1 pseudogene is annotated in these 684 nt (G+C 42.4%); it reads left to right on the top strand.

Annotation, left to right across the window (positions count from 1 at the left end):
* Positions 1 to 177: 177 nt before the first annotated feature.
* Positions 178 to 675, top strand: a pseudogene (locus ACFIKD_RS09715) (proton-conducting transporter membrane subunit); the annotation flags it as partial.
* Between the last annotated feature and the right edge of the window lie 9 nt (positions 676 to 684).

Genomic DNA, 684 nt, shown 5'->3' with positions numbered 1-684 from the left:
CACCTATGCAATGAACCCCCTTCGCAAAAAAAACTCTACCTCTCCACAATAATTTTCCTTCAAATCACCTTAATTCTAACATTCATGGCCACAGAATTAATCTTATTCTACATCCTATTCGAAACCACCCTTATTCCCACCCTAATCATCATCACCAAATGAGGTAACCAAGCAGAACGCCTCAACGCAAGCACATACTTTCTATTCTATACACTAACTGGCTCTCTACCCCTACTCATCATATTAACCTACACCTACAATAACGCAGGCTCATTAAATATCATACTACTAACACTCACAGACCAAAAACTAACAACCACCTGATCACACAACCTCGTCTGACTAGCATGCACGATAGCTTTCATAACAAAAATACCCTTATATGGCCTACACCTATGACTCCCAAAAGCCCATGTTGAAGCCCCTATCGCAGGCTCAATAGTCCTCGCCGCAGTACTCTTAAAACTAGGTGGCTATGGCATAATACGACTCACCCCTATTCTTAACCCCCTAACAGAATACATAGCCTACCCTTTCCTCATGCTAGCCCTATGAGGCATAATCATAACAAGCTCAATCTGCCTACGACAAACAGACCTAAAATCACTCATCGCATACTCCTCCGTAAGCCATATATCCCTAGTAATCATAGCCTCCCTCATTCAAACCCCCTGAAGCTTTTCT

It is taken from the genome of Bartonella sp. CR84HXZ (assembly GCF_042194535.1).
Classification (GTDB): domain Bacteria; phylum Pseudomonadota; class Alphaproteobacteria; order Rhizobiales; family Rhizobiaceae; genus Bartonella; species Bartonella grahamii.
This window is presented reverse-complemented; position numbering and strand designations above follow the sequence as displayed.